Raw genomic sequence first — 23025 nt, 5'->3', positions numbered from 1 at the left:
AAGCCGCATCGCGTTCGGAGCAGACCATGGCAGCCACCAAGACGAATTTCCGGGGGTCTTACACCGCGCTGGTCACGCCGTTCAAAGATGGCGCGCTGGACGAGGCAGGCTTTCGTGCGCTCGTCAGCTGGCAGATGGCCGAGGGCAGCAACGGCCTCGTTCCGGTTGGCACCACGGGCGAGAGCCCGACGTTGAGCCACGAAGAGCATTACAAGGTCGTCGAATGGTGCATCGACGAAGCCAAGGGCCGCGTGCCGGTGATCGCTGGCGCCGGATCCAACTCCACCAAGGAAGCGGTAGCTTTGGCGAAGCACGCCGAGAAGGCCGGTGCGGATGCGGTGCTGGTGGTGACGCCGTATTACAACAAGCCCACGCAAGAGGGCATGTATCAGCACTTCAAGGCGGTGAACGACGCGATCGGCATTCCGATCATCATCTACAATATTCCGCCCCGTTCGGTGGTCGATATGTCCGTGGACACCATGGCGCGCCTGTATGAGCTGAAGAACATCGCCGGCGTGAAGGATGCCACTGCCGATCTCGCGCGTGTGTCCAAGCAGCGTCACGCGATGGGACCGGATTTCATCCAGATGTCCGGCGAAGACATGACCGCGCTGGCCTATATGGCGGCGGGTGGTCATGGCTGCATTTCGGTGACGGCGAATGTTGCGCCGAAGCTGTGTGCCGAACTGATGTCGCTGGTGCTCAAGGGCGACTATGCCGGGGCGCTCAAGGTCCAGGATCGCCTGACGCCGCTGCATGACACGATCTTCAAGGAGCCGGGCCTTGCCGGCGCCAAGCACGGCCTCGCTTTGCTGGGCCGCATCAAGGAAGAGGTACGTCTGCCGCTAATGACGGTGACGCCGCCGACCGGCAAGGTGATCCGCGACGCCATGGTCTTCGCCGGCCTCATCAACTAGGCATCTGCATCAACCGGATGTTGAGTGATTTTGGCTGCGTCATCTCTCCCTATTTGTAAGCGCGTACTTGTCGTTCGTTGAAAACAAAAAGGAATTGCAGATGCTGAAGGAATTTCGCGATTTCGCGATGAAGGGCAATGTGGTCGATCTCGCGGTCGGCGTGATCATCGGCGCGGCCTTCGGTGCCATCGTCTCGTCGATGGTGGCCGACGTCATCATGCCGATCATCGGTGCGATCACCGGCGGTCTCGATTTCTCGAATTACTTCACGGGTCTCTCAAAATCCGTTACGGCAACCAATCTGGCCGACGCCAAGAAGCAGGGCGCCGTGCTGGCCTGGGGCAGCTTCCTGACCCTGACGCTGAACTTCATCATTGTCGCCTTTGTCCTGTTCTTGGTGATCCGCTTCATGAACCAGCTGAAGCGCAACGATGCCGCCAAGCCGGTTGAACCGCCGAAGCCGACCCGTGAAGAAGAACTGCTGACCGAGATCCGCGACCTGCTCAAGAAGGCCTGAGCCCAAGGCTTGGGTCGGGCATTCGGGGCACCTATATTCGGTCAGCACGCTGAAAGTATTGAACGATGGCCGAAAAGAACGAACGCCCGATCAAGGTGATCGCCGAGAACCGCAAGGCGCGGTTCAACTATGCCGTCGAGGACACGGTCGAGGCGGGTATCGCCTTGACAGGCACCGAGGTGAAGTCGATCCGCAACGGCAAGAGCACCATTGCGGAATCCTACGCCGATCCGAAGGACGGCGAGATCTGGCTGATCAACTGCAACATCCCTGAATATCTGCAGGCCAACCGCTTCAACCACGAGCCGAAGCGGCCGCGAAAGCTGCTGCTGCATCGCAAGCAGATCAACAAGCTGATGGGTGCGGTAGAACGCCAGGGCATGACCCTTGTGCCGTTGAAGATGTACTTCAACGAACGCGGCCGGGTTAAGCTGCAGCTCGCGCTGGCAAAGGGCAAGCAGCTCCACGACAAGCGTGCGAGCGAGAAGGACCGTGACTGGGGCCGCGAGAAGGGCCGTCTGTTACGCGCGCGGGGATAAGGCTGGGCGTCGCCCATTCTTTCAAACAAGAGGATGAGATGACGCAAGGCAACCTGCTCGAAGTCGACTGGAGCAAGATTCCGGCACCGGAAGACGACGGTGCCGCCAATCATCTGACCGGCATGACGATCCCTCCGGTCAGCCTGCGCGCCACGAACGATACGGCGGTCACGCTGTCCGAACTCACCGGCCGCACCGTGGTGTTCGGCTATCCGCGTACAGGCGAGCCCGGTAAAATTGGGCTGGTCGATGACTGGGACATGATCCCGGGCGCGCGTGGCTGCACACCGCAAACCTGTTCGTTCCGGGATCTGTTCGCGGAGCTGAAGGCCGCTGGCGCCAAGCATGTGTTTGGCCTGTCGACGCAGAGCAACGAATATCAGACCGAAATGGCCGGGCGGCTGCATCTGCCGTTTCCGGTGTTGTCCGACGAGCAACTTGAGCTGAGCGACGCACTCAGCCTGCCGACCATGGAGGTCGCCGATCTCACGATGATCAAGCGCTTGGCCATGATCATCGACGACGGCAAGATCACCCATGTGTTCTATCCGGTGTTTCCGCCGGACCGGAACGCAGGCGATGTTCTGGAATGGCTGAAGGCGAACCCGGTCTAGCCCAGGCTAGGACGAGCCTGCTTTGACGGGTGTCTCGACAACGAGCGCTTTGATCGCTTGATCGATTGTGATCGTGCCCTTGCGCGATTCCGCCTCGCGTTTGGGGAAGTCGATCCAGCCTTCGTTGAAGCCATCGAGCATCTGCATTCGCGGTGTCGGATTCGTCATGCCTTGCTCGCGAAATAGTCTGTCCCAGCCATCGCGCGCAACGATGCGAGTTTTGACGGGACCGCCGAGCGCGTTCGTGAACGCCTTGGCGATATCGTTCGGCGACACGCGGCGGGGGCCTTCGAGATCGATCACGCGATGGCCCACCCAGCTTTCGAGCAAGAGCTCTGCTGCTGTGCGGCCGACGTCTTCCGCGGAGACCATCGGGAAGGTTTTATCCAGCGGCTGGAGATAGCTCGAAATGACGCCATCCGTGCGTGCAGGTGTGACATCCCACGCCGCGTTCTCCATGAACCATGCCGCGCGCAGGAAGGTCACGGGCATCGGCAAGTCGGCGAGTGCGTGTTCCAGCAGTCCGAGCTGGTTGAGCAGGTTCGGCTGCGGCGCATCCGCTCCAATAGTTGAAAGCACAACCAGTTTCGGCGGCTGCGCCACGCGGAGTGCGGTGTGGAGGGCTTCGATCATCGCGCGGCCCTCGGTAAAACCCGGGCTCGGGTCAAATGTCGGCGGCAGCATCGCGAACGCGCCGTCGACGTTCGAGAGAGCTTTTGTTAGCGCCGAGGCATCGCGAGTGTCGGCGAGGGCGATATCCGCGCCGCATGCTGCCCATGTCTTGCTTTTGCTGAGATCTCGAACGACGACGCGGATGGATTGATCGGCGGCAAGCAGCGTGCGGGCGACAGCGCCGCCGACTTTGCCGGTGGCTCCTGTGATGGCGAACATGGTGGCTCTCCGAATGGGTGGGACTGCCGGTGTTGTCCCATTTTTCGATATTTGACTGAAACGAGAACACGTCACATCATTGCTGACAAAACATCAGGAATAGCGTTGCGATGGACGGACGACTCTTGACCGGCGTGACCGTGCTGGATGCTGTGATCGCAGGTGGAGGTTTCTCGCGGGCGGCAGAGGCGCTGGGTATGTCGGCATCCGGCGTCAGTCACGCGATCGCGCGGCTGGAGGCCCGGCTCGGCGTAAGACTGCTGGACCGCACGACGCGTTCGATCGCGCTCACGGATGAGGGGCGCCGGTTTTACGAGCGGGTGCGGCCGTCGCTGGAGGAGATCGAGGAGGCGGCAGTCGATGCCTCCGGCGCTTCGGCTCGGGTGCGAGGTCGGCTCCGGGTCAATATCGATCCGTTCTTCTCACGCCTGGTGCTGGCCGGGCATCTCGGCGGGTTTCTCGCGACATATCCTGAATTGGCACTGGAGACGATCACCCGCGAACACGTCGGCGATCTGGTGGCGGATGGTGTTGATGTGGCCGTGCGGTTCGGAGAGCCACTCGGCGCATCTCTTATCTCGCGCAAGCTTGCAGACATTCAGGTGCTGACCGTTGGGTCACCGCGCTATCTGAAACGCCATGGCCGACCGCAGGCGCCAATGGATTTGTTGAAGCACCAATGCATCGATTTTCGCGATCCGCAGACCGGTCGCCCCTACGACTGGGAGTTTCATCGCAAGGGCAAGGTCCTTCCTGTCAGGATCTCAAGCCGGCTGGTATTGAGCGATGCGGGGACCATGCTGACGGAGTGCCTGGCGGGGACGGGGATTTGCCAGGTGCTTGCCATTGCCGTGAAGGATCAGCTCGCGGAAGGCAGCCTGGTCAACCTGTTTCCGGATTGGGCCGACGAGACCTTTCCGCTCTACGCGCTATATCCTTCACGGCATCATCCGCCGGCGAAGGTACGCGCCTTTATCGACTTTGTGTCGCGAACGGTTCGCTGACTTACTGCGCCAGATCCGCCTTCACCCGGGCAAACACTGCACGGAACATCTCGGGCGTCAGTACGCGCGTGTTCGTGTTGTAGCGCGAGCAGTGATAGCTGTCGTAGAGCTTGAAGCGGCCGACATCGTGAACGGCGCCGTGCGCAAAAGGCGCTGTCACGGCGCGAATGCCGAGCGTCCTCAGCATCGTGTCATGGGCGACGCGGCCCAGCAGCACGATGGCGCGCAATCGCGGCATGGTGTCCATCGTGGCAATCAGAAACGGCCGGCAGGTGGTGATCTCGACGGGCAGCGGCTTGTTCTGTGGTGGTACGCAGCGCACGGCATTCGTGATCCGGCAATCCTGCAGCAATAGCCCGTCATCAGGGCGTGCTTCATAGGTGCCGGACGCAAAGCCGAAATCGAGCAAGGTCTCGTAGAGCAGATCGCCGGCATAGTCGCCCGTAAAGGGACGCCCGGTACGATTGGCGCCCTGCACGCCGGGGGCGAGGCCCACGATCAGGAGGGCAGCATCGGACATGCCGAACGACGGCACGGGTCCGTTGTAGCCGTCGGGGTCGCGCTCGCGCACCTCCAGCCGGTACTCGACGAGGCGGGGGCACAGGGGACAATCGCGCCCGGGATCGGTGGAAGTGCCAGCGGAAATCGCGGTTGCGACCACCGCCGGCTGTTGTCTGCTGAGTTGCGTCTTAGTCTTCGAAATCTTCATCGCCTCGTGGCGCCATCGTGGTCGCGCGCTGCAGGAATTGCGGCGTCTGGTGACGCGGTTCGCGCGGAGCAGGGCGTTCTGCTGGATCGCGGCCGAGCTTGCTCTGCAGCTCCATGAGATCGGTAAACACGTCTGCCTGCCGGCGCAACTCGTCGGCGATCATGGGGGGCTGGCTCGAGATGGTGGACACCACGGTGACGCGGACGCCGCGACGCTGCACGGCTTCGACCAGGGAGCGGAAGTCGCCGTCACCCGAGAACAGCACGATCTGGTCGACATGTTCGGCCAGTTCCATGGCGTCGACGGCGAGCTCGATGTCCATATTGCCCTTCACCTTGCGTCGGCCGGACGCATCGATGAATTCCTTGGTGGCCTTGGTTACCACCGTATAGCCGTTGTAATCGAGCCAGTCGATCAGCGGCCGAATCGACGAGTATTCCTGATCCTCGATGATGGCGGTGTAATAGAAGGCCCGGACGAGGGTCCCGCGGCTCTGAAATTCCTTGAGGAGGCGCTTGTAGTCGATATCGAAACCGAGGGTCTTGGCGGTGGCGTACAGGTTGGCGCCGTCGATGAAGAGTGCGATCTTGTTAGATGTGAGGGACATCAAGTTTTCTCATGTGGTTTGTTGTTGTTAGCGTTTTTGGCGCGACTTCGTCGTTGCGCATTTGAATCACATTTGTCGTCCGCTCTTCGTCGGATCGGCCTTATTGACGCCACGCAATCAGCTGGTCTGGAACTGCCCGAATATGCCGATCCATCTTCCCTTGCAATGAAGCCTTTTGGTGTCGAGATATCCGCTTCTGGCCAGATGGTGCCACCGCTTCTGCGGTCTTTTTGAGGGTACCATAGTGCGGCAGAAAACCAAGCCAAGAAGGACGCAATTCCAAATTGGTCCTTGCGAATGCCGCAAAGCCCCTATACTTACGGGACTTAATCATCATATTCGGTCCCACAACAAACGGAGCGACATTTTATGGCGCGCGTAACCGTCGAAGATTGCATCGATAAGGTCGACAACCGGTTCGACCTGGTGTTGCTGGCAGCACACCGGGCACGAATGATCTCGTCCGGTTCACAACTTACGATTGATCGCGACAACGACAAGAATCCGGTTGTTTCGCTGCGCGAAATCGCTGATCAGACCATTTCCCCGGAAGATCTCCGTGAGGAACTGGTCCATTCGCTGCAGAAGTTCGTGGAAGTCGACGAGCCAGAACCGGATACGATTCCGCTGATCGGCTCCGCCGGCGCCAGCGTCGATGCCGACGATACCGAAGTGGCCGTCGAGCGCATGACCGAAGAAGAGCTCCTCAAGGGTCTCGAGGGCCTCGCTCCGCCGGAAGAGCAGCCCGAAGAAGACGAGTAAAGCGATACACACGGTCTTTTGCTTAACCGTTTTGATTATCAGTCATCACAAAGGCCCGGACATGCGTCCGGGCCTTTGCTTTTGCAGTCCGTTTCGGGGCAAACTTGAGACGAAGAATCCAGGTCGCTGCTGACCGGATCGAACGAGGCTAGGATGGCGACTTCGCGCCGTAATAAACGGCAGATGCAGGCTGCGAACGACACGGTCGCCGCGGTCTCGCCAGTTTCGCCTGAAGCGCTGTCTGCAGAGACGCCAATTCCGGCCAAGGTGCCGCGGACGTCCCGTGTCCGGATGATGCGGCAATACGATCTGGTGGACCGGGTCCGGGCCTATAACCCGAACACCGATGAGGATCTGCTCAACCGCGCCTATGTCTATGCCATGGTCGCCCATGGCGAGCAGACACGGGCCTCCGGCGACCCGTATTTCTCCCACCCGCTGGAAGTGGCGGCGATCCTCACCGACCTCAAGCTCGACGACGCCACCATCGTGGCGGCGCTGTTGCACGACACGATCGAGGACACCGAGGCCACCCGGACCGAAATCGACAAGCTGTTCGGCGCCGAAATCGGCGCGCTGGTCGAGGGCCTGACCAAGCTGAAGCGGCTCGAACTGGTGTCGCGCGAAGCCAAACAGGCCGAGAACCTGCGCAAGCTGCTGCTGGCGATCGCCGACGACGTCCGGGTCCTGCTGATTAAGCTCGCCGACCGTCTGCACAATATGCGGACGATGGAGTTCATGCCGCCGGCCTCGCGCCGCCGCATCGCCGAGGAAACCCTCGACATCTATGCGCCGCTCGCCGGCCGCATGGGTATGCAGGCGATGCGCGAGGAGCTCGAGGAACTGTCGTTCAAGGTGCTCGATCCCGACGCCTATCTGGTGGTGATGCAGCGCCTGGACTCGCTGACCGAACGCAATCGCAACCTCATCGACATGATCGAGAGCCATCTCTCCACGAAGCTGGAGAAGAACGGCATCGCGGCGCGGGTCACCGGCCGACGCAAGAAGCCGTTTTCGATCTGGACCAAGATGAAGCGCAAGTCGGTCGGCTTCGAACAGCTGTCGGACATTTACGGCTTCCGCGTCGTGCTGCAGGACATGGAGGCGTGCTACCGCGCACTCGGGGTGGTGCACACCACCTGGCCCGTCGTGCCGGGCCGCTTCAAGGATTACATCTCGACGCCGAAGCAGAACGATTATCGCTCGATCCACACCACGGTGATCGGCCCCGGCAACCAGCGCGTCGAACTGCAGATCCGCACCGAGGACATGAACAGCATCGCCGAATACGGCATCGCCGCGCATGCGTTCTACAAGGATGGCATCGGTTCGCCGACCGAAATGCTCAAGCGCGAGTCGAATGCGTTTTCATGGCTGCGCCATACCATTGGCATTCTCTCGGAGAGCACCAATCCGGAAGAATTCCTTGAGCATACCAAGCTCGAACTGTTCCACGATCAGGTGTTCTGCTTCACCCCGAAGGGCAAGCTCATCGCGCTGCCGCGCAATGCCAATGTGGTCGACTTCGCCTATGCCGTGCATACCGACGTCGGCAACAGTGCGGTGGGTTGCAAGATCAACGGCAAATTCGCGCCGCTGTCGTCCGAACTGCAGAACGGCGACGAAGTCGAAGTGCTGACTTCGGCCGCACAGCAGGCGCCGCCATCCGCATGGGAAGGCCTGGCGGTCACTGGCAAAGCGCGCGCCGCCATTCGCCGTGCGACGCGAACAGCGGTCCGTGATCAATATGCCAGCCTTGGCCGCCGGATCGTCGAGCGCCTGTTCGTGCGCGCCAAGATGGAATATTCGGACGACCAGTTGAAGGGCGCGCTGCCGCGTCTGGCGCGCACGTCTATCGACGATGTGATGGCCTCGGTCGGCCGCGGCGAATTGCGCGCCGCGGACGTCGCGCGTGCGATGTATCCCGACTACAAGGAAGAGCGCATCGGCCGCTTTTCGGCCAACAACAAGAAGTCGACGGCGGACAAGGTCAGAACGCCGGATGGCGCGGCACGCTTCACCTCAATCATCTCGATCGGTGGCGTCGATTCCGATCTGCCAATTAAATTCGCTCCGAACGGTGGCGCCGTGCCGGGCGACCGCATCGTCGGCATCGTTACGCCGGGCGAGGGCATCACGATCTATCCGATCCAGTCACCGGCGCTGAAGGATTTTGAAGAGGAGCCGGAGCGCTGGGTCGACGTGCGCTGGGATATCGATGAATCCTCGCCGCAGCGTTTCCCGGCCAGACTCTTTTTGCAGAATGTCAACGAGCCGGGCAGCCTAGCGCAGATCGCTCAGGTCATCGCCGACCATGACGGCAATATCGACAATATCAGCATGCATCGCCGCTCGCCCGATTTCACCGAACAGACCATCGACCTCGGTGTCTACGACCTCAAACATCTCAGCGCGATCATCAACCAGTTGCGCGCCAAGGCCGTTGTCGCCAAGGTCGAACGGGTGAATGGATAGCGTCTCCCTTTAGGCACCTTCTGGAATTTCGTCATGTCTTCATCCTCGCTGCGCCTCGGCGTCAACATCGATCACGTCGCGACCCTGCGCAACGCGCGGGGCGGCAAGCACCCGGATCCCGTTCGTGCTGCGCTGGAAGCCATTTCGGCCGGTGCCGATGGCATCACCGCGCATCTGCGGGAGGATCGTCGCCACATCCGTGACGCCGATATGGAACGACTGAAGGCGGAGATCTCCAAGCCGCTGAATTTCGAAATGGCGGCGACGCCTGACATGGTGCGGATCGCGCTGGCGGTGAAGCCTCATGCCGTCTGTCTGGTGCCGGAGCGGCGCGAAGAATTGACGACCGAGGGCGGCCTCGACGTGGTCGGCCAGCGTGAATCGCTGGAGCCGTCGATCGCGCGCTTCACTGAAGCCGGCATACGGGTGTCGCTGTTCATAGCGGCAGATCTCAAGCAGATCGAAATGGCCGCTAAACTAAAGGCCCCCGTGATCGAACTCCACACGGGCGCCTGGTGCGACGCGATCACCGATGGCGATACCGCGAAGGCCGCTCATGAATGGCAGCGCATTGCCGCCGGCGCGAGGCTGGCGAAATCCGCAGGCCTGGAAGTACATGCCGGCCATGGTCTCGACTATGCCACCGCCGAGACGATCTCAGCGCTGCCCGAAATCATGGAGCTGAACATCGGCTACTATATGATTGGCGAGGCACTGTTCATCGGTCTGTCCGATACGGTGCGTCTGATGCGCGCGGCGATGGATCGCGGGCGGATGCAGTCCAAGGGCGCCTCATGATCATCGGCATCGGTTCCGATCTGATCGACATTACGCGCGTCGCCAAGGTGATCGAACGCCATGGCGATCGCTTCCTCGATCGCATCTTCACCGAGGCTGAGCGGGCGAGGGCGCAGCGCCGCGCGAAGAGCGAGAGGATGGTGGTGGCGACATATGCCAAGCGTTTCGCTGCCAAGGAGGCCATGTCCAAGGCGCTGGGCACCGGCATCCGTCAGGGCGTCTGGTGGCGGGATATGGGCGTCGTCAATCTGCCGGGTGGCAAACCCTCCATGAAGCTCACCGGCGGCGCGCTGGAACGCCTGCAGGCCCTGATACCGCCCGGCCACGAGGCCCAGATCGATCTGTCGATCACGGACGATTGGCCCCTGGCGCAGGCTTTCGTCATAATTTCGGCCGTCCCGTCGCCCAAGCCCTGAGGGCTGGCCGGGAGCCGCACCTGAAGCGGTGCGATCACAAGCCGGCACGTCAAACTGGCGGGAAATAGCGGCTTTTCGGGGCGGTTCATTGCACCGTTACCAACAACCGTTTAAACCTGCGAGGACACCGAACCGACGCCAATTCTCGCTGACGCCGCTCATGGCATTTGCAGGACTTTGCCGTAATTATATGAATCTAATGCATTTTTCGTGCGAGGCGCGACGCCGCCTTGCCCCAAAATGCGCTACCAGCCGCGCGGCGACGCTGCGGGAATCGGGAAAGCGATGAGTGTGACATCCGGGACCAAGACTGAAAGCGGCGTCGGCGAGACCATCCGTGTTGTCATCAACGCACTGCTGATCGCGCTGGTGATCCGGACCTTCCTGTTCCAGCCCTTCAATATCCCGTCGGGCTCGATGAAGGCCACGCTTCTGGTCGGCGATTACCTGTTCGTCTCGAAATATTCCTACGGCTACAGCCACTATTCGATCCCGCTGTCGCCGAATATCTTCTCAGGCCGCGTCTTCGGTTCCGAGCCGTCGCGCGGTGACGTCGTGGTGTTCCGTCTGCCGAAGGACGACTCCACCGACTACATCAAGCGCGTGATCGGTCTGCCCGGTGACCGCGTCCAGATGAAAGAGGGGCTGCTCTACATCAACGAGAAGCCCGTGCAGCGCGAGCGTATGAGCGACTTCGTCGGCGAAGATCCGTGCGGTTCCGACGCAACGGCGCGCGTCAAGCGCTGGAAGGAAACGCTGCCCAATAACGTCACCTATGAGACGCTCGATTGCGTCGACAACGGTTTCTACGACAACACCAATGTCTACACCGTGCCGCCCGGCAACTTCTTCATGATGGGCGACAACCGCGACAATTCGACGGACAGCCGGGTGCTGTCGGCCGTCGGCTATGTGCCGTTCGAGAATCTCGTCGGTCGCGCGCAAATGATCTTCTTCTCGATCGCCGAAGGCGAACATGCTTGGCAGATCTGGCGCTGGCCGACCGCCGTACGCTGGAATCGAATTTTCTCTATCGTGCGATGACCGACGACTCCAACAATCCCATCGAGACCGCGCCGAAGACCGACGAAGTTAGCTCGACGACCGAGGCTACGCCGGAGACGGCTGCTGCCCGGAAGAAGAAGGCACGCGCAGCGGCGAAGGTCGCCGCAGCCGAGATCGAAACGCGCATCGGCCACAGCTTCAAGGATCCTCTGCTGCTGGCGACAGCCTTCACCCATGTGTCGGCCCTGAAGTCGCAGCGCAGCCGGACCGAGAGCTACCAGCGTCTCGAGTTTCTGGGCGATCATGTGCTCGGCCTCGTGGTGTCCGACATGTTGTTTCGCGCTTTCCCGAATGCGGATGAAGGCGAGTTGTCGAAGCGGCTCGCCGACCTCGTCCGCAAGGAAGCATGCGCCGACGTCGCACGGCTGTTGGGTCTCCTCGAGGGTATTAAGCTCGGCACGGTCGGCGCCGGCGCCGGTCAGCGGCTGCGGAAGTCCGTGCTCGGCGATATCTGCGAAGCCGTGATCGGCGCGATCTTCCTCGATGGCGGCTATCCGGCTGCGGAAAGCTTCGTGCAGCGCAACTGGACCGAGCGCATGCGCAAGCCGGTGCGTCCGTTGCGCGATCCCAAGACGGTGCTGCAGGAATGGGCCCAGGGCCGCGGTCTGCCGACACCGGCCTATCGGGAGGTCGAACGCTCCGGTCCGCACCACGATCCGCATTTCAAGATCGAGGTGGATGTGAAGGGGTTTGCGCCGGCCGAAGGCGAGGGCGGCAGCAAGCGCGCCGCCGAGAAGGCCGCGGCGCAGGCAATGATTGCGCGTGAAGGCGTCAGCAGTGGCGGCAATGAAGGATGATGTCGTGAACGATGCTGAACCAGATCATGAGTCCGAAGGGACGCCCGTTGAAACCCGCTGCGGCTTTGTCGCACTGATCGGCGCGCCCAATGTCGGCAAGTCGACACTGGTCAATGCGCTGGTCGGCTCCAAGGTCACCATCGTGTCGCGCAAGGTGCAGACCACCCGCGCGCTGATCCGCGGCATTGTGATCGAGAACCACGCCCAGATCATTCTGGTCGATACGCCCGGCATCTTCCTGCCGAAGCGGCGCCTCGACCGGGCGATGGTCAAGACGGCATGGAGCGGTGCGCATGATGCCGACGTCGTTTGCGTGCTGCTCGATGCCAAAGCGGGCATCAACGAGGAAGCCGAGGCGATCTTCGCGCAGCTTGCGAGCGTCAATCACCCGAAGATCCTCGTGATCAACAAGGTCGATATCGCCTCCAAGGAAAAGCTGCTGAAGCTGGCGCAGATGGCCAATGAGCGGCTGAAGTTCGAAGAGACGTTCATGGTCTCGGCGATGACCGGTGACGGTGTCGACGACCTGCGCCGCAGGCTCGCAGCCGACGTTCCCGCCGGCCCGTATCATTATCCCGAAGACCAGATGTCGGATGCGCCGATGCGGCATCTCGCGGCGGAAATCACCCGCGAGAAGATCTTTCGTCAGTTGCATCAGGAACTGCCGTACCAGTCGACGGTGGAGACCGATAGCTGGACCGAGCGCAAGGACAAGTCGGTGCGGATCGAGCAGACGATTTTCGTCGAGCGCGAAAGCCAGCGCAAGATCGTGCTCGGCAAGGGCGGCGCGACGATCAAGCAGATCGGTGCGGACTCGCGCAGGGAGCTGACCGAGATCGTGGGCGCGCCCGTGCATCTGTTCCTGTTCGTGAAGGTGCGCGAAAACTGGGGCGACGATCCCAATCGTTATCGCGAAATGGGCCTCGAATTTCCTCACGAGTGATCGGGGAGCGATGATGGAAGTGCAGCCGACAAGATGACCGCTCCCGCCAACCTTCCGAAGAACGTCTTCTATTTCGAAGTCCTGCTCTACATGTCGCTGATCCTCGACGCGCTGTCGATCGCGTTCCAGGACCGCACGCCTGACCTTGCGATGTCCGAGAGCACCATCATGGCGGCGAATCTGGTCGCCGCTTGCATGCTGTTGTTCTTCGTCTGGCTCGTCTGGCTCGCCGCCTATCACCGCAAGGGCTGGCCGCGCTGGGTGCTGGTGGTGTCGCTGGCGTTCTCGGTATTGTCGCTGTTTCAGGTGCTTGGCCTGTACGGACTGCAGTTCGACAGTGCGATCGAGATCGTGTCATGCATCCTGACCGGGCTCGGGCTGTATTGCGCTTTCACTGGCGACGCGAAAACCTGGTTCAAGGCCTGATAGCATTTACTGCGGCGGCTCCCGAATTCCTGTAAACTGCCCCCATGGAATGGACCGATGAAGGCATCATCCTTGGCGTGCGGCGGCATGGGGAATCCAGTGCCATCGTCGAATTGCTGACGCGTAGCCATGGCCGTCATCTCGGTTTGGTGCGCGGTGGTGCCGGGTCAAAGATGCGACCGCTGCTGCAGCCCGGCAACAGCGTGCAGGCGATATGGCGGGCGCGGCTGGACGAACAGCTCGGCTATTACCTGATGGAAGGCACGTTGATGCGTGCCGCGACGCTGCTGGGTTCGTCCCATGCGGTCTACGGCATCACCCATCTCGCCTCGCTGGCGCGGTTGCTGCCTGAGCGCGATCCGCATGAAGACATCTACGAGACGCTGGAGCGCATCCTGGATGACTTCGATGATGTCGGCGAAGCCGCGCTCCATGTGATCCGGTTTGAGCTGGCGATGTTGACCGAACTCGGCTTCGGCCTCGATCTGGAGAATTGCGCTGCCACCGGCGTGACCTCTGACCTGATTTACGTGTCACCCAAATCTGGCAACGCGGTGTCCCGGACCGCGGGTGAACCGTATCGCGACCGGCTGATGCGGCTGCCGTCATTCCTGCGCGAGAGTGAAGACGGCCAGAACAGCATCTCCGACCGCGACCTGCAGGACGGCTTCGACCTGACCGGCCGCTTTCTGCTCCGCAACGTGCTGGAACCGCGTGGGCAGGGCCATTCCGACGCCCGCGAAGGGTTCATCAATGCGGTGACCCGGCATCTCGCGCGAATCTCATCGTCCTGAGGCAAGTTCGACATTGGCGAATGCCGGATTCGCGTCTATGTTCCGCGCGTTGACGGGTTGATAGGAAGATATCGCATCCAGATGCTGGTTCGTCTGACCAGAGTACAGCGACTAAGGGCAGGGTGGTTCGTCGCCTTGGCCTATTTGTTGTGCGTGCTGGCGCCGACAATCTCCTTTGCCTTGCCGGGACAGCACCCGGTCGCGCCGTGCCTGACTGGCGAAAGTCATATGACCGGCATGGTTCATGTTAATAGCAGCGCGTCTGCGCACATGCATGGGGATGGTCACGCGCACGATCATTCTGTCGCGCACGCATCAGCCGCACACTCTGCAGCCGCACATGCTGATGGCGACCACGCATTGACGGCGATCGACGATGCCTCCGGTTCGCACAAAGTGCCGCATTCACCGAACGGTCCATGCTGCGGGCTGATGTGTATTTCCGCACTGCCGGCACCGCTGACTGACATCGTGACCCCTTCGGTGCCGACGGTCCTTCGTGTCACCGAAGGCTATCGCGCGGTCACCGACAGTGCGCCCGCCCGGCTCTACCGCCCTCCCATTTCCTGATCTGATCGTATCGACGCGGTGCCGTGCCCGCTAAGGGCACGCGCACCTGTGATCCATCGTCATTTCAGGAAAATAACATGCTTGCGCAGCTTGGGGCGAAGCTCGCCGCCGTTTGTTCGGTGGCCGGGAAGCTATTCGATATCAGATTGGGAATCCTTGCAACGACGACCGCTGCCGGTATGGCGCTCGGTGGCTGTATGCCAAGGACCGTGCCATTGGCTGGCGCCGATCCGGCAGATCCCGGCGCCAAGGTCGCTGGCGTCGGCTATCGTTCCACGGTGGCTCCTTACAGCAGCCTCCGGCCGGTTGCCGCGTCGGCATGGCGGGAGCAGAACGACCGCGTCGCTCCTGTGCCGAAATCTGGCCGGTAGGGGCACGTCATGTTCAGCAAACATCACAAGTCGGGCGCGTGTGTGCGCCAATTGGGCTCAAGGTCTGCCGCGGGCATCGCGTTGCTCTCTACGCTGCTGCTGGCGGGATGCGCGTCGTTCTCGCCGGATCGCGGTATGGGCGTCGTCGCCGGGGTCGCGAGCGAGACCATCAACAAGGACGTGATGGCGATCCGGACGCCGGATGACGCACAACGTGCCGATGCGACCGTCAAAGCCCTGCTGCGGCGACCGCTGACAGTCGACAGCGCAGTCCAGATCGCGTTGCTCGGCAATCGCGGCCTGCAGGCTGCGTATAATGAACTGGCGCTTGCGGAAACGGATCTCGTCGGCGACAGCCTGCCGCCCAATCCGACATTCTCGATCTCGCGCATTTCCGGGAATGGCGCGCTGGAGATCGAGCGACAGGTGGTCGGCGATATTCTGGCGCTGGCGACCCTGCCGTTCCGCTCGGAAATCGCCCGTCAGCGATTCCAGAGGGCGCAATTGCGCGCTGCAGAGGAGACGCTGCGGCTTGCCGCCGACGTCAGACGTGCCTACTACCGCGCCGTCGCTGCCAACGAGCTTGTCGGTCTGCTGACGGACGCCAAGTCGACGGCGGAAGCCACAGCGCAACTCGCGCAGAAGCTGGGCGAGACCGGGTCGCTGAACAAGCTCGATCAAGCCCGCGAGCAGGTATTTTACGCGGAGACGACCGCCGATCTCGCAACGCTCCGCCAGGAGGCCACGAGTTCGCGCGAGCGTTTGATCCGTCTGCTCGGTCTGTGGGACGCCGACATCGACATCAGGTTGCCGCAGAAACTGCCGGTGTTGCCGCGCCGGCCGCTGTCGTTGCCGGGGATCGAAGTCGATGCCGTCGCGCACCGGACTGACCTGCAGATCGCCCGCATTGAACTCGCCGCTCTCGCCAAGTCGCTGAACCTCACCGAGGCAAGCCGGTTCGTGACGTTGCTCGACGTCGCCGGCATCGATCGCAAGACGCGTGATCCGGAGGGGGCGCCGTTCCGCGAACGCGGCTTCGACGTGCAGTTGCAGATTCCGATCTTTGACGGTGGTGAAGTGCGCGTTCGACAGGCCGCAGAAACCTACAATCAGGCGTTCAACCTGTTGACCGAGAAGGCGGTGAATATCCGCTCCGAAGCCCGCGATGCCTTCAGGGTCTATCGCTCGACCTACGATATCGCCGGTCACTACCAGCGCGAGGTGTTGCCGCTCCGCAAGATCATCTCGGAGGAGATGCAATTGCGCTTCAGCAGCATGCAGGTCGATGTATTCGCGCTGTTGACCGAGGCCCGCCAACGCATCGCAGCTTTGCGCGCCGCCATCGAGGCCAAGCGCAATTTCTGGCTCGCGCAGTCTGAACTGCAGACCGCGATCAATGGCGGCGGTCGCAGCGAACCATCATCCGAAACAAGATCCGCGACGGCCGCGCAGGCGTCCAGTGGAGGAGGGCACTGAAATGGAGAAAACCATGTTGTCCCGGCGAAACTTTCTCGGCACCGCCACGGCGCTTGCCAGTGCGGCTGCGGTCACCGGCCGCGTGCAGGCCGCGAATATTCCCGAAGCGCCCATGATGGACAAGGTAACGATGCAGCCACCGCTGCATCCGCCGAGCGGGCCCGACTACAATCCGGTGGTTACGCTCAACGGCTGGACATTGCCGTGGCGTATGAATGGCGACTGGAAGGAGTTCCATCTGGTCGCCGAACCCGTCGAACGCGAATTTGCGGACGGTATGAAGGCCTATCTCTGGGGCTACAACGGCCAGTCGCCGGGGCCGACGATCGAAACCGTCGAAGGCGACAAGGTTCGTATCTTCGTTACCAATAAACTGCCGGAGCACACCACCGTGCATTGGCACGGCCTGATCCTGCCGAGTGGCATGGACGGCGTCGGCGGCCTGAGCCAGCCGCATATCAAGCCCGGCAAGACCTTCGTCTACGAATTCGAGATGAAGCACAGCGGCACGTTCATGTATCACCCGCATTCGGACGAGATGGTCCAGATGGCGATGGGCATGATGGGGATGATGGTCGTGCATCCTCGCGACAACAGCTTCCGGCCCGTCGATCGCGATTTCGTCTTCATCATGAGCAGCTATCTCATCGATCCGGGCACCTATCTGCCGAAGGTCAACGAGATGACCGACTTCAATATGTGGGCGTGGAACAGCCGCGTCTTTCCCGGCATCGATCCGTTGCCGGTTCGTCTCGGCGATCGCGTGCGGATACGCGTCGGCAATCTCACGATGACCAACCATCCGATCCATCTGCATGGCCACAAGTTCGCGGTCAGCTGTACCGATGGCGGATGGGTGCCTGACAGCGCGCAATGGTCGGAAGTCACCACTGACGTGCCGGTGGGGGCGATCCGCGCATTCGATTTTGTCGCCGACAATCCCGGCGATTGGGCGTTCCACTGCCACAAGTCGCATCACACCATGAATGCGATGGGTCACGACGTCAGAAACCTGATCGGCGTCTCCAAAAAGGATCTGGCGAAGGCAGTCGGCAAGCTGGCGCCGGACGCGATGGTGATGGGATTCACCGGCGGTGCCATGGGTGAGATGGAGATGCCGATGCCTGACAACACTCTGCCGATGATGACGGGATCAGGTCAGTTCGGTCCGATCGAGATGGGCGGCATGTTCAGCATCATGAAGGTGCGGGACGGGCTCGCGCGCGACGATTACCGCGATCCCGGTCCTTACGATTTCCCGAAGGGCACGGTGGCCTATGAGATCGAGGCGCCCCCAAGCGAAGCGCCACGACAGACGAGCGTGAAGGACAAAACCATCAAAGGCCAGGGATCGAAGCCGATGGATATGAAGAAGGGCATGAAAATGAAGGGAATGTAGGGCCAGGACTGCACATCGCCATCACAGACAACAAGCAACATGGAAAAGCTGAAATGAACAAGACTCAAAAATACATCGGTTGCGGCGTCATGCTGGCCGCGATGGCTTACTCGGCTGCTGCGGCAGCCCATGACAAGCATGGAGGGTATTCGGCCGGCTAACCCGGCGATCCCAAGAAGCCGGCGCGGGAGATCGTCGTCAGCATGAACGAGATGGATTATTCGCCTGCGGTCATTGAGGTGAAGCGCGGCGAGCAGATTCGCTTCGTCATCCGTAACGCCGGGACAGAAGCACATGAATTCCTGCTGGCGACCACGGCAGAGAATCTGAAGCACGGCGAAGCGATGAAGAAAAATCCCGATATGGAGCATGACGAGCCCAACGGCCTGCGTCTCGCTGCCAAGAAGTCCGGGGAATCCTGTGGAAGTTCTCGAAGGCAGGGACGTTCGAATATTCATGCCTGATCCCGACGCATCGCGAATTGGGGATGACCGGCAAGGTCATCGTGAAATAGCCCGATGCAAACAGCTCAATCTCACGCAAAGGACTGCACTATGAAGACCAAGGGATCTGTCGCGCTTGTGGCGTTTGTTGCGCTCTCAATGTTCTGCGTCGCGGGTTATGCGCAGGACGCTGCGGTGCGCGGAGAAGTGAAGAAGATCGATGAAGCGGCAGGCAAGATCACTCTGAAGCACGGTCCGATCAAGAGCCTCGATATGGACGAGGGTATGACCATGGTCTTTCGCGTGAAAGACCCGGCGATGCTGAAATCGGTCAAGGTGGGCGACAAGGTGAAGTTCGATGCCGGTCGCGTCGATGGTCAGATCGTCGTGACCTCCATCCAGAAATCCAAATAGCCGCCGGAAGATGGCGTCCAGGCTGAGCCTGGAACCGCCATCTATCCATCGCCTAATGGCTGACGAAATGACGTGGGCGTCCTCTCCTGAGGCGAGGGCGCCCCGATATCGATGGAACTTGATCAGTGGCGCATGATTCATTTCTTGCCCGATTCGCCGGGAGGCGCTAACCCCTCGCCATGGGAAAAAGACTGATTCCGCCGGAGCCGGCTGAAATTCACGAAGTGCAGCTGCGGGACGCGCTCGAGGAGCGCTATCTCGCTTATGCGCTGTCAACGATCATGCATCGGGCGCTGCCGGATGCGCGGGACGGCTTGAAGCCGGTGCACCGCCGCATCCTCTATGGCATGCGCCTGCTGCGGCTCGATCCGGGTACGCCGTTCAAGAAATCCGCCAAGATCGTCGGTGACGTGATGGGCTCGTTCCATCCGCATGGCGACCAGTCGATCTATGACGCGCTGGTGCGCCTCGCGCAGGATTTCTCGTCGCGCTACCCGCTGGTCGACGGCCAAGGCAATTTCGGCAATATCGACGGCGATAGCGCGGCAGCCTATCGTTATACCGAAGCACGCATGACCGACGTGGCGCGGCTGCTGCTCGAAGGCATCGACGAAGACGCGGTCGAGCTGCGCCCGAATTACGATGGCCAGACCAAAGAGCCGGCCGTGCTGCCGGGCGGTTTCCCGAACCTGTTGGCCAATGGCGCGCAGGGCATCGCGGTCGGCATGGCCACCTCGATCCCGCCGCACAATGTCGCCGAACTCTGCGACGCCGCGCTGCATCTGATCGACAAGCCCGACGCCAAATCGAAATCGCTGATGCGCTGGGTGAAGGGACCGGATTTCCCGACCGGCGGCATCATCGTCGATTCCAAGGAAAGCATTGCCGAGGCCTATATGACCGGGCGCGGCTCGTTCCGCACCCGCGCCAAGTGGCATGTAGAAGAGGGCGCCCGCGGCGCCTGGAATGTCGTCGTCACCGAGATTCCGTGGTTGGTGCAGAAGTCGCGGCTGATCGAGAAGATCGCCGAGCTCCTGAACGACAAGAAGCTGCCGCTGATCGGTGACATCCGCGACGAGTCCGCCGAAGACATCCGCGTCGTCATCGAGCCGAAGACGCGCAATGTCGATGCCGGTCTGGTGATGGAGTCGCTGTTCAAGCTCACTGAGCTCGAAAGCAAGATTCCGCTGAACCTCAACGTGCTGGTCAAGGGCCGCATCCCCAAGGTGCTCGGCCTCGCCGAGTGTCTGCGCGAATGGCTCGACCATCTGCGCGACGTGCTGCTGCGCCGCTCCAACTTCCGCAAAAACCAGATCGAACATCGGCTGGAAGTGCTCGGCGGTTACCTGATCGCCTATCTCAATATCGATGAAGTCATCCGGATCATCCGCACCGAGGATGAGCCCAAGCCGGCTTTGATGAAGGCATTCAGCCTCACCGAATTGCAGGCCGAGTCGATCCTGAACATGCGGCTGCGCAGCCTGCGCAAGCTCGAAGAGTTCGAGATCAGGAAAGAAGACAAGGAGCTCCGCGCGGAGCTCAAGGGCATCAACGCGATCCTGAAGTCCGAGACCGAGCAGTGGGCCAAGGTCGGCGAGCAGGTCCGCAAGGTGCGCGACATCTTCGGACCAAAGACGCCGCTCGGCAAACGCCGCACGGTGTTCGCCGATGCGCCGGAGCACGATCTCGCGGCCCTCGAAGAGTCGCTGGTCGAGCGCGAGCCCGTCACGGTCGTGATTTCCGAGAAGGGCTGGGTCCGCACGCTGAAGGGCCAGGTCGCAGATCTCTCCAACCTGACCTTCAAGACCGACGACAAGCTTGACAAGGCGTTCTTTGCCGAGACCACCTCGAAGCTGATGCTGCTGGCCACCAATGGACGGTTCTATTCGCTCGACGTGTCGAAGCTGCCGGGCGGTCGTGGCCATGGCGAGCCGATCCGCCTGTTCATCGACATGGAGGGCGATGCCGCCATCGTTTCGATGTTCGTGCACAAGGGCGGCCGCAAGTTCCTGATTGCCAGCCATGACGGTCAGGGCTTCCTCGTCAATGAGGACGACTGCGTCGGCACCACCCGCAAGGGCAAGCAGGTGCTGAATGTCGAGATGCCGAACGAGGCGCGGGCGCTGACGGTGGTCGGTGAAGGCAGCGATCAGGTCGCTGTCATCGGCACCAACCACAAGATGGTCATCTTCCCGCTCGATCAGGTGCCGGAGATGGCGCGTGGCCGCGGTGTTCGTCTGCAGAAATACACCAGTGCAGGTCTGTCGGATGTCGCCACTTTCGTGGCCAAGGAAGGCCTGACCTGGAAGGATTCGTCCGACCGCGAGCATCGTCTGACCTGGAAGGAACTGGCGGACTGGCGCGGCAACCGTGCGGATGCCGGCCGTCTCGCGACAGGCCTGCCGAAGTCGAACAAGTTCGGCCGCGTGATCGAGTAGGCATCGAGTTCGTAACTCGTAATATGTCGTCCCCGCGAATGCGGGGACGACATATAGAGCGTGCTGCGACTACAAATTTAACCGAGCGCCTCTTCAGTCACCCGGCTGGCCAGCACCTTGTCGATGCGGCGGCCGTCGAGGTCCATGACCTCGAACCGCCAGGCATGCGAGACGATCTCGTCGCCGACCTCGGGAATCTTGCCGAATTCCTGCAGCAGAAATCCTGCAAAGGTCTGATAGGGGCGCGACTGCGCGGGCAATTCGATGCCGAGCAGGGCGGCGAATTCCACCGCGGGCATCCAGCCGGAGATGAGGTAGGAGCCGTCCTCGCGTTTGTGGAAGGCGACCTCGGCCGGGCCTTCCTCGGTGTGAAAGGCGCCGACGATCGACTCCAGAATATCCGCTGATGTCACCACGCCTTGGAACACGCCGTATTCGTCATGTACGAGGCCGATATGGAATGGCGAGTCACGCAGGATCGCCACCACGTCGCGCGCATCGACCGTGTCGGGAATGACCGGCGCCTCGCGCACCAGCGCGCGGATGTCCGGCGTCTTGCCGCTCAAATACACATCGAGCAGATCCTTGGCCTGCACGATGCCGATGGCGGAATCGCCGTCGCCATCAAACACCGCAAAGCGCGAATGCGAGCTGCCCGCGAGTTCGGCCTGGATGGTCTCGATGGGATCGGCAAGATCGATCATCGCCACTTCATGGCGCGGAGTCATGACGGCACCGACGGGTAGGTCGCCGAGGCGCATCACGCCTGCGATCATTTCCTTTTCGCCGGGCTCGAGTACGCCGGCGGTTTCCGCTTCGGTCACGAGCGTGCGGATTTCGTCTTCGCTGACCTTCTCCTCGGCTTCACCGCGCTGGCCCAGCAGAAAAAGGATCGCCTTGCCGGAACGATCGAGCAGCCACACCAGCGGCAGTGAGATTTTTGCGAGCAGCACCATGGCCGGCGCAACGCGCACGGCCACCGCTTCGGGATCGCGCAGCGCGATCTGCTTCGGCACGAGTTCGCCGATGATGAGCGAGGCGTAAGTAATGATCGATACGACGATGCCGACGCCAAGCGTATCGGCGAGGCCTTTCGATAGACCAAGGTCAAGCAACAATATCGTGAGACGCTGGCCCAGTGTCGCGCCGGAGAAGGCGCCTGACAATACGCCGATCAGCGTGATGCCGATCTGCACGGTGGAGAGGAACTTGCCGGGATCGGAGGCCAGCGCCAGAGCGCGGCGAGAGCCTGTCACACCTTTTTCAACCAGAGCGGCGAGGCGGGCAGGACGGGAGGATACGATCGCCAGCTCCGACATTGCGAGCAGGCCGTTGACGACGATCAGGATCGCAACGATCCCGAGTTCGAGAGATAACACGCTTTATCCTTTTGGGTGATGTGCCCTTATTGTAGTCGATCCGCTGCTCCTGCGCCACGGTCGAGCGTGCGGCGCGACACATGGGCTCACACCCCTTGAAACGGAGATAGTTCGGCTGCGCGACAGCACCATCGCATTGATGCACTTGCTGTGACAATCAGAGATGGTATTCTGAAGCCGTCGCGGATTTGTACGCATAGACAATCGATGCGGGGCGGGTGTGCCGATGATGTCCTTTAATGGTCCGCTCCGACAATT

General features: G+C 61.4%; 24 protein-coding genes and 1 pseudogene. 21 read left to right on the top strand and 4 right to left on the bottom strand.

The genetic code is table 11. The annotated features are described in order from the left end of the window. The first annotated feature begins 26 nt into the window (after positions 1-26). The 4 genes from dapA (at position 27) to AB8B20_RS07125 (ending at position 2590) form a co-directional block, all read left to right on the top strand. A complete protein-coding gene (gene dapA / locus AB8B20_RS07140) occupies positions 27-920 on the top strand; it encodes a 4-hydroxy-tetrahydrodipicolinate synthase (RefSeq protein WP_093761388.1) in 894 nt (297 codons plus the stop codon). 100 nt (positions 921-1020) lie between these two features. Then, a complete protein-coding gene (gene mscL, locus AB8B20_RS07135) occupies positions 1021-1437 on the top strand; it encodes a large conductance mechanosensitive channel protein MscL (protein ID WP_089263809.1) in 417 nt (138 codons plus the stop codon). A gap of 65 nt (positions 1438-1502) precedes the next feature. Then, a complete protein-coding gene (smpB, locus tag AB8B20_RS07130; protein WP_068732465.1) occupies positions 1503-1976 on the top strand; it encodes an SsrA-binding protein SmpB in 474 nt (157 codons plus the stop codon). Positions 1977-2014: 38 nt separating this feature from the next. Continuing rightward, entirely contained in the window at positions 2015-2590 is a 576-nt protein-coding gene (locus AB8B20_RS07125) for a peroxiredoxin (RefSeq protein ID WP_439072121.1), read from the top strand. A gap of 6 nt (positions 2591-2596) precedes the next feature. Here the strand turns inward: AB8B20_RS07125 and AB8B20_RS07120 are convergent, their stop codons facing one another. Further along, the gene (locus AB8B20_RS07120) at positions 2597-3481 is read right to left on the bottom strand and encodes an NmrA family NAD(P)-binding protein (protein WP_439072120.1); all 885 of its coding nucleotides are present in this window, start codon (positions 3479-3481) and stop codon (positions 2597-2599) included. 110 nt (positions 3482-3591) lie between these two features. Between AB8B20_RS07120 and AB8B20_RS07115 the strand changes: the two genes are divergently transcribed. After that, on the top strand, positions 3592-4485 hold the full coding sequence (locus AB8B20_RS07115) for a LysR family transcriptional regulator (RefSeq protein WP_439072119.1): 894 nt from the start codon (positions 3592-3594) through the stop codon (positions 4483-4485). A 1-nt stretch (position 4486) separates the two neighbouring features. Here the strand turns inward: AB8B20_RS07115 and AB8B20_RS07110 are convergent, their stop codons facing one another. Both AB8B20_RS07110 and AB8B20_RS07105 read right to left on the bottom strand, forming a co-directional pair. Then, the gene (locus AB8B20_RS07110; protein ID WP_439072118.1) at positions 4487-5194 is read right to left on the bottom strand and encodes a uracil-DNA glycosylase; all 708 of its coding nucleotides are present in this window, start codon (positions 5192-5194) and stop codon (positions 4487-4489) included. Then, positions 5175-5801, bottom strand: coding sequence for a LabA-like NYN domain-containing protein (locus AB8B20_RS07105; RefSeq protein WP_068732474.1), 627 nt, complete (start codon positions 5799-5801; stop codon positions 5175-5177). The genes AB8B20_RS07110 and AB8B20_RS07105 overlap by 20 nt, the downstream gene beginning before the upstream one ends. 369 nt (positions 5802-6170) lie before the next feature. Here AB8B20_RS07105 and rpoZ point away from each other — a divergent pair, with 369 nt between their 5' ends. From rpoZ to parC, 16 genes and pseudogenes are all read left to right on the top strand, one after another. Then, on the top strand, positions 6171-6563 hold the full coding sequence (rpoZ, locus tag AB8B20_RS07100) for a DNA-directed RNA polymerase subunit omega (RefSeq protein WP_068732476.1): 393 nt from the start codon (positions 6171-6173) through the stop codon (positions 6561-6563). A 153-nt stretch (positions 6564-6716) separates the two neighbouring features. After that, positions 6717-9038, top strand: a complete 2322-nt coding sequence (locus tag AB8B20_RS07095; RefSeq protein ID WP_120292108.1) for a RelA/SpoT family protein — start codon at positions 6717-6719, stop codon at positions 9036-9038. 33 nt (positions 9039-9071) lie between these two features. Beyond that, positions 9072-9836 carry a pyridoxine 5'-phosphate synthase gene (locus AB8B20_RS07090; protein ID WP_439072117.1) on the top strand — a complete coding sequence of 255 codons (765 nt, stop codon included), beginning with the start codon at positions 9072-9074 and terminating at the stop codon, positions 9834-9836. After that, positions 9833-10252 (top strand): holo-ACP synthase, encoded by a 420-nt coding sequence (gene acpS / locus AB8B20_RS07085; RefSeq protein WP_093761400.1) that lies wholly within the window; start codon positions 9833-9835, stop codon positions 10250-10252. The genes AB8B20_RS07090 and acpS overlap by 4 nt, the downstream gene beginning before the upstream one ends. 285 nt (positions 10253-10537) lie before the next feature. After that, positions 10538-11296 (top strand): signal peptidase I, encoded by a 759-nt coding sequence (lepB, locus tag AB8B20_RS07080; RefSeq protein WP_089264616.1) that lies wholly within the window; start codon positions 10538-10540, stop codon positions 11294-11296. Beyond that, positions 11293-12114, top strand: a complete 822-nt coding sequence (gene rnc / locus AB8B20_RS07075; RefSeq protein ID WP_089263817.1) for a ribonuclease III — start codon at positions 11293-11295, stop codon at positions 12112-12114. Before lepB ends, rnc begins: the two co-directional genes overlap by 4 nt. Further along, positions 12104-13057: a GTPase Era gene (gene era / locus AB8B20_RS07070; RefSeq protein ID WP_439072116.1), complete on the top strand. Its 954-nt coding sequence runs from the start codon at positions 12104-12106 to the stop codon at positions 13055-13057. The genes rnc and era overlap by 11 nt, the downstream gene beginning before the upstream one ends. A gap of 33 nt (positions 13058-13090) precedes the next feature. Next, on the top strand, positions 13091-13483 hold the full coding sequence (locus AB8B20_RS07065; protein ID WP_120292114.1) for a hypothetical protein: 393 nt from the start codon (positions 13091-13093) through the stop codon (positions 13481-13483). A 44-nt stretch (positions 13484-13527) separates the two neighbouring features. After that, positions 13528-14277 (top strand): DNA repair protein RecO, encoded by a 750-nt coding sequence (gene recO, locus AB8B20_RS07060; RefSeq protein ID WP_089263820.1) that lies wholly within the window; start codon positions 13528-13530, stop codon positions 14275-14277. A gap of 135 nt (positions 14278-14412) precedes the next feature. Then, positions 14413-14847 (top strand): hypothetical protein, encoded by a 435-nt coding sequence (locus tag AB8B20_RS07055; RefSeq protein WP_439058717.1) that lies wholly within the window; start codon positions 14413-14415, stop codon positions 14845-14847. A gap of 77 nt (positions 14848-14924) precedes the next feature. Then, entirely contained in the window at positions 14925-15218 is a 294-nt protein-coding gene (locus AB8B20_RS07050) for a hypothetical protein (protein WP_439072115.1), read from the top strand. 9 nt (positions 15219-15227) lie between these two features. Then, positions 15228-16694 (top strand): TolC family protein, encoded by a 1467-nt coding sequence (locus AB8B20_RS07045; RefSeq protein WP_439072114.1) that lies wholly within the window; start codon positions 15228-15230, stop codon positions 16692-16694. 13 nt (positions 16695-16707) lie between these two features. Beyond that, positions 16708-18093 carry a multicopper oxidase family protein gene (locus AB8B20_RS07040; RefSeq protein WP_439072113.1) on the top strand — a complete coding sequence of 462 codons (1386 nt, stop codon included), beginning with the start codon at positions 16708-16710 and terminating at the stop codon, positions 18091-18093. A gap of 101 nt (positions 18094-18194) precedes the next feature. Continuing rightward, positions 18195-18607, top strand: a pseudogene (locus tag AB8B20_RS07035) (cupredoxin domain-containing protein). Between the two features lie 88 nt (positions 18608-18695). Next, positions 18696-18950, top strand: coding sequence for a copper-binding protein (locus AB8B20_RS07030; RefSeq protein WP_244528470.1), 255 nt, complete (start codon positions 18696-18698; stop codon positions 18948-18950). Positions 18951-19129: 179 nt separating this feature from the next. Next, entirely contained in the window at positions 19130-21388 is a 2259-nt protein-coding gene (parC, locus tag AB8B20_RS07025) for a DNA topoisomerase IV subunit A (RefSeq protein WP_120292122.1), read from the top strand. A gap of 77 nt (positions 21389-21465) precedes the next feature. Here the strand turns inward: parC and AB8B20_RS07020 are convergent, their stop codons facing one another. Continuing rightward, positions 21466-22767, bottom strand: coding sequence for a hemolysin family protein (locus AB8B20_RS07020; RefSeq protein ID WP_439072112.1), 1302 nt, complete (start codon positions 22765-22767; stop codon positions 21466-21468). Positions 22768-23025: the final 258 nt, after the last annotated feature.

The organism is Tardiphaga sp. 866_E4_N1_4 (genome assembly GCF_052076075.1).
GTDB lineage: Bacteria > Pseudomonadota > Alphaproteobacteria > Rhizobiales > Xanthobacteraceae > Tardiphaga > Tardiphaga robiniae.
The sequence above is the reverse complement of the archived record's forward strand: the minus strand, read 5'-3'. Positions and strand labels throughout refer to the sequence as shown.